General features: G+C 61.8%; 8 protein-coding genes. 1 reads left to right on the top strand and 7 read right to left on the bottom strand.

Annotated elements, in window-relative coordinates:
* Nucleotides 1-417 precede the first annotated feature (417 nt).
* Entirely contained in the window at nucleotides 418-768 is a 351-nt protein-coding gene (locus BLT54_RS21760) for a single-stranded DNA-binding protein (protein ID WP_074647520.1), read from the bottom strand.
* 475 nt (nucleotides 769-1,243) lie between these two features.
* On the opposite strand from BLT54_RS21760, the gene BLT54_RS22075 reads away from it, so the two are divergent.
* A complete protein-coding gene (locus tag BLT54_RS22075; RefSeq protein WP_176832951.1) occupies nucleotides 1,244-1,645 on the top strand; it encodes a thermonuclease family protein in 402 nt (133 codons plus the stop codon).
* A 77-nt stretch (nucleotides 1,646-1,722) separates the two neighbouring features.
* Here BLT54_RS22075 and BLT54_RS21745 read toward each other — a convergent pair whose 3' ends face one another.
* The 6 genes from BLT54_RS21745 to BLT54_RS22985 form a co-directional block, all read right to left on the bottom strand.
* The gene (locus tag BLT54_RS21745) at nucleotides 1,723-2,085 is read right to left on the bottom strand and encodes a hypothetical protein (RefSeq protein WP_074647518.1); all 363 of its coding nucleotides are present in this window, start codon (nucleotides 2,083-2,085) and stop codon (nucleotides 1,723-1,725) included.
* Between the two features lie 103 nt (nucleotides 2,086-2,188).
* A complete protein-coding gene (locus BLT54_RS21740) occupies nucleotides 2,189-2,428 on the bottom strand; it encodes a hypothetical protein (protein WP_074647517.1) in 240 nt (79 codons plus the stop codon).
* A gap of 66 nt (nucleotides 2,429-2,494) precedes the next feature.
* Nucleotides 2,495-2,758 carry a zinc finger domain-containing protein gene (locus BLT54_RS21735; RefSeq protein ID WP_074647516.1) on the bottom strand — a complete coding sequence of 88 codons (264 nt, stop codon included), beginning with the start codon at nucleotides 2,756-2,758 and terminating at the stop codon, nucleotides 2,495-2,497.
* Entirely contained in the window at nucleotides 2,751-3,383 is a 633-nt protein-coding gene (locus tag BLT54_RS22725; RefSeq protein WP_074647515.1) for a hypothetical protein, read from the bottom strand. Before BLT54_RS22725 ends, BLT54_RS21735 begins: the two co-directional genes overlap by 8 nt.
* A 46-nt stretch (nucleotides 3,384-3,429) precedes the next feature.
* A complete protein-coding gene (locus BLT54_RS21725; protein WP_074647514.1) occupies nucleotides 3,430-5,256 on the bottom strand; it encodes a ParB/RepB/Spo0J family partition protein in 1,827 nt (608 codons plus the stop codon).
* A gap of 254 nt (nucleotides 5,257-5,510) precedes the next feature.
* Nucleotides 5,511-5,696 (bottom strand): DUF3768 domain-containing protein (locus BLT54_RS22985; RefSeq protein ID WP_245708099.1); only part of this gene is annotated, 186 nt, incomplete at its 5' end.

Raw genomic sequence — 5,696 nt, 5'->3', positions numbered from 1 at the left:
GAGTAAGCTGAAGAGGATCAATCAGATAATCCGCTGAGAAAGATTTTCTTCTTTACATCTTTGGCATTTTATCAACCAGAAATTCCGGATACCCCGAATGGAACTTCATGGTCTGTCTCCTGATTGAAAAAACGAGGCTCGGTGACACGGCGGGAAAGGCGGGCCGTCAACACGCGCGCAGCGCCCCGAAGGGCTTGGTGTTGACGGCTCGCCGCGCCGTGTAGAGTAGCCGCTGTTTTTCAAGGAGGCAGACCCTGCACCTTCGCAGGGGGTCCAGTGTCGCATTGCCGCTTGTCGGCGGTTCGGAGCTGAAGGCCGTGAAGCGCGATCGGCCGCCCTCTCGATGGGGGCGGCCGATTGGTCGGGGCGCAGCGCCGCGCCCGAAGGGCAGGCGGGCCGCGAGGCCCGCCCGGGCGGTCAGCCCGCCTGTTGCCGCTCCATCTGCTTGCGGATCATGTGGGCCAGGTTGGCGAAGTTGTCGCAGGCCAGTTTCACGCCGTGGCGGGTTTCGCCGCTATTGGTCTCGTAGCTCTCGGAGCGGATGGTGCCGGTCGCACGAACCAGGTCGCCTTTGACGGTGTTTTCCTTGACCCATTTGATGACGTTCTCGTTGAAGATGCTCACGTCGTTCCAGAAGGGTTTCGACTGAAAGTCGCCGTGATTGTCCTTGCGGCCATACTCGGCGGCGATGGAAACCCAGAGGACGCCGTTGCCTTCCTTGATCTGACCGACCCGACCGATGATTTCAAACTCTGCGAAGGTATTCATTTTTAGTCTCCTTGGTATCTTAGTGTTTCGATGAAAAACGGTCATGCTGGTCCTCGATGCGATCAAACCAAAAATCGGAGGGTCCGCAAAGCGGAAACCGATTTTTTGATTGAAGGGCGGGGCGTTAGCCCCGGACGGTCGCTAAGAGAGGAACAAGCAATGTTCCGTTTGAGAAACACGGGCCAAGGAGACGTGTGAATACCTGGGTTGCACGAATTTCAGTGTCGGTTCCAAATCAAGGAAGGCAGCGGCGTGTGGATCTCGACAGAGGCTCGATTCATACTGCAAGGACAATCACGGCGACGGTCGAAACCTGGGGCGACGTATGCGAATCTGCGCAGCGGCAAATGGGTCAAGGGAAAGCCAATCGCGACCTAGCGACAACCGGCACAGGATCAGAAGAGGGCAGAGCGGCTTGCGAAACTGGCGGCGAGAAACTGGATCGAGACGCGGACAACATGCGCGACGCAGGCGCTTGTTTGGAGTTGCGGCAACAGGTGCGATGATCGTCGCGGCCTTGCTGTCGATCGACACCGGGACGGCAGCGGAGCCGATCAATCCGGCTTCAGTATATGTGATCGACGGCGACACGATTGACCTGGGCGGTGAGCGGTTCCGGCTGGTCGGTCTCGACACGCCGGAAACCTACAATCCGCAATGTGCATATGAAAAGGCGCTTGGTGACGAGGCGACGAGGCGCTTGCGCGAGCTGATCGGCTCCGGCGAGCTGGTGGAACTGATCGTGTTGCCGGGCCGTGACCGATATGACCGAGGGCTTGCGCGGCTTTATATCGGTCGTGCGGACGTGGCCGATATCCTGATCGGGGAAGGGCTGGCGCGGGAATACAATGGGGGCAGGCGGCAGGGTTGGTGCTGACGGCCAAGCCGCGAAGCGGCCCCTGCGCGGGTAGCGCAAGGCCGGTGCGGCGGGGCGCAGTCCCGCCGCACCGGGCATCACCCTCGACGCGGCCCCTTTCGGAACCATCCCATGACGATAATCGTGATGCCGATGGCGAGCAGGTAGAGAACGGCAATCATCCAGATCAGCATGAACGCCTCGCCAAGCTGGCGGGTGAATGTCCGTTCCGCGCCGAACAGGAAATGCTCGGACCCGCTCATGGCCCATCCCATGACGATGCCGAATCCGAGGGCAGGCAGGAACACAGTCAGGAAGGCCAGCATATAGCGGTTGATCGTCGGTCGCCCGCCGCGCCAGCAGGCCCGGACGACACGGCCCGGACGAAAGACGATCTCGGCCATGCGATACTGAAGCAGATCGAGGCTATCCTTGAAGGTGGTTTCGTCGTCGTCGTGCATGATAGTCCTGAATGTCGGTCCCTGGAAAAAAGAGGCCCCGCGCGAGCGGGGCCAGTGTTATCCTCACCACAAGGATATTCTCAAAAAGCTGGCCTGCCCGGCGTCAAAGATGCGCGCGGCGGCTCCGAATTTCGTTCGACAGATTGGCGGCTTGCGCGAAGCACCCGAAGGCGATGGCTGTGCCGATCCAGTAAATCAGATTGGGGACGTTGACCCCGACGAAGAACGCGATGCAAGCGGCGATCACGATGGCCGCGCCAGCAGCTCCGATAAAGAACCAGTTCCACATCTTGCCGATCAGGTGGGCAATGATTTCTTCAGCGTGAGCGCGGCGATCAAACATCTAAGTTCTCCTTTAGTTCCAGTCGTAACACAGTCGATCAGTTCTCGCCAGCGCCATGAATATCCCTCAGAACAAAGCCAGTTGCTCGGGCTGTGGCCGAATGCCGACGCGCCCGCGTGGATCAATGATCCATCCGTCGCCGTCGCGCAGGATGCTGGCGTCAGGTCCGTGCTGGTCGATGACGACGCGATCCGCCTCCACCTTGCGGCTGTGATGAAAGTCGCTCGCCATGTGGCCGCTCGGGCGGCGGCACCAGACGCCGGGCGCTCTCCCGCAATCGGGGCAGCGCACGGCAAGGACCGGATGACGGTGGGCGGTGAAATCAGGCATGGGCGTTCTCCAATTCTCCGAGGCGAAGGAATAGCTGCGAGGCCAACACGCGATCCTGGGCGGCGCGGTCGCGATCCTTGTTCTTCGATGCCGCCAGTTGAAGATGGTGATAGGCTGCGTGACGTTCCGCCAGCGGGTGACGGTCAGGATCGGCGGAGATCTCCCGCGCCTTGAGGATCGTCACGAACAGGTCAGATGAAGCGAACAGGTTCGCGATCCTCGCGCCCGAGGCGTCGGTGCGCGACAGCGGGAAAGGCGGGCATTTCAAGTCGATCCTGCCTTGGCTGTAGCTGTGCAGGACGCTCAACAGATAAGACGGGTCGGCGGGGTATGGGGCGCAGTCCCATGCCCGCCGCACGGCGCGGCGCTCATCTGCGGGCAGGGCGTCGATCTGGCGGCGGGCTTCATGCCACTTCTCTGCCCGTGCGCGACGGTCCCTGACTTCCTGTTCGGACCATGCCAGTGCGCGGTCTGCCATAACACGGTCTTCGCTCGGCTGTGCCTCGGCAATCTGATCGGCCAGCAACGGAAGGGCCTCGCGCTCAAGGCGCTGTTTCCGGCGCAGCGCGGCCCGCTTGCGGGGCGTATCGGTGAACGGGTGTCGGGGTGAACGCTTGAATCTCATGGGAACCTCCATCGGTGGGCGGGGCGCTGACGCCCCGCCCTCGATCTCACTTCATGCCTTCGGGCAGCCATGCGCCGATCTTCTCGGCCTGCTCGTCGGTGACGCCGAGGGCGCTGCGCAGATCGTGGTCGCCACGGAACAGGGCTTCCAGCTTGTCGGCCTTCTCGCCCTTTTTCAGCTTGGCGAAGCTGGTGGCGGTCGGGTGATCGTCGGACAGGTCCAGCAGATCGCGCCACAGATCGTTGAGGTAGGGGCCTCCGACGCGGGAAAAGAAGTTCGCCGCATTGGGGGTCCAGACTTCGCGGATATTCGGCTGCGTCTCCTTGTCGATCATCGCGGCCAGTTTCTCGTCGCCGCCCCGATATTGAGCGGCAAGGAACCGAACCAGTTCACCGCGCACATGCTCCGGGCCTTTCTTGCGAAACGCGCGGAAGGATGCGCCAAGGTCTTTCGCATCCCACATATCGCGCGGCGGGTTGCTGGTCAGGCGCTCGTCAAGGGCATAGCCCTCGGCCTCGGTCGAAGGCCAGTTCGGAACCTCGGTCGTGGCAATGCCAAGCGGATCGTTCCAGCGCAGGGCGTGGCTCAACTGGTAGGCCAGAAGGTCGATCAGCAGATCGGGATCGCGCAACACCGCATGTTGCCGTGCGCCCTGTGCGACACGGGACAAGTCGTCGCGCAACTTCTGGCTGATAGGGGATTTCGGCTCGGCCTCGGCGCTCGAATGGCTGGACTTGCGCAGGAAACCGGCCTCGATGGCGGCGGCCCGGTCCTCGCGCGTCACCAGCCCCTCGGCGGTCTGAACCTCGCCGCTCTGGTTGACGTAGACAAGGACGCCCGAAACGGCCTTCTGTTCGGCGCTGAATGCACCATCCAACACGGCTTGCAGCGCCGCCAGTTCGGCCTCGCCCTCGGCGTCCAGAACCTCACCTTCGGCCAATTCCGCCAGTTCGTCGTAACGCTCTGACTGCTCTTCGGTGAGCGTCCCTTCATCCCGATAGATGCGGTCCAGCTTTCGTTCCTCGATCTCGTAATAACCGAGATAGGTGGTGTCCATCGCCTCGGCCCATTTCCAACCGTCGCCGGTCATGGCCTCGGCGGTGGCTTTCAGCTTCGCCTTGAACAGTTCGTCCAGCAGGGCAACATCATCGAAATAGGTCTGGTCTGCGAAAAGGTCGCCAGTGACGCGCCCGCCCTCGGCCTCGTAAGCCTCAAGGCCGACAAACATCACGCGCCGATCCGTGCTGCGCACCGAGTCCGGTTTGAGCATCTGTTTGATGTGGTGATCGCTGTAGCCCGCACCGCGCACCTGTTCCAGAACGGCCAGCGTGTTCGCCTCGTCCTCGCTGACGGTGAAGGCGGCGGCGTTCGAAAGGGTGATTTCCCCGGCCTTCAAGGCGTCCAGCACCGACACCGGCAGGCTTGCCAGCTTCAAGCGGCGATAGACGTGCTTTTCATTGACGCCGAACGCGATGGCGATGGAGGGAACCGGAACGCCCCGCTCGGCCATGCTGCCATATTCGCGGATTTCATCGGCGGCATGGGGTTGCTCGCGGTGGTGGTTCTCGCTCGATGCCCAAATCTCGGCGGTCGCCTGATCGGGCGCGATCTTCACGGAAACCGTAGCGAAGCGCGGATCGTCTTGCAGCAGAGCCAGGGCGCGAAGCCTCCGGCCTCCGGCCACGATGCCAACCTTGCCGGTTTCATCGCGCAGCCCTGCGAGGTTCTGGATCAGGCCAAGCTGGCGGATATTCTCTGCCAGTGCCTCGATCCCCTCGGGGCTGAACACGGTGCGCGGGTTCAGGTCGGAAACATACAGATCATCGAAGGGAACCTGTTCGATGGGGGCGATGATCGTCTCTTGCTTTGTCATGGGTCTTATCCTTGTCGTGTGGTGAGTTTTCGTGTTATGGGTGCCCCAGCCCTGACGGGCTGAGGCGAGGGGGCTTAGATAGCCCCGTGTTGTTTCAGGAAGGCGGTCCCGATCTTGGCCGACAGGCCGCCTTTCCCAACCAGCGCCCACGCTTCTGCGATACGGGCCAGTTTCCAATCATTGCTCATTTGCTCACCTCCTTCCCGGCGCTGGCTGCGCCTATCGGGCACCGCCCCTCGCGGGGCGGGCCGAACTCAATATTCCTCGGGCAGAAGGATGGTCAGCACGCGGCGGGTCTTGGCGGTGTCCGCGCAATCGTCGGAACCGAACTCATAGCCCGCGTCGTAGAAGTTTCCATGCAGGAGGTCGCGCTTAGCGGATAGGTTTGGCGCACAATCAAAAGAGAGGAGATTTCCAAGATGATGACACCATCTATTGCG

The sequence above is a fragment of the Celeribacter baekdonensis genome (genome assembly GCF_900102315.1).
Taxonomy (GTDB): Bacteria; Pseudomonadota; Alphaproteobacteria; order Rhodobacterales; family Rhodobacteraceae; genus Celeribacter; species Celeribacter baekdonensis.
The sequence above is the reverse complement of the archived record's forward strand: the minus strand, read 5'-3'. Positions and strand labels throughout refer to the sequence as shown.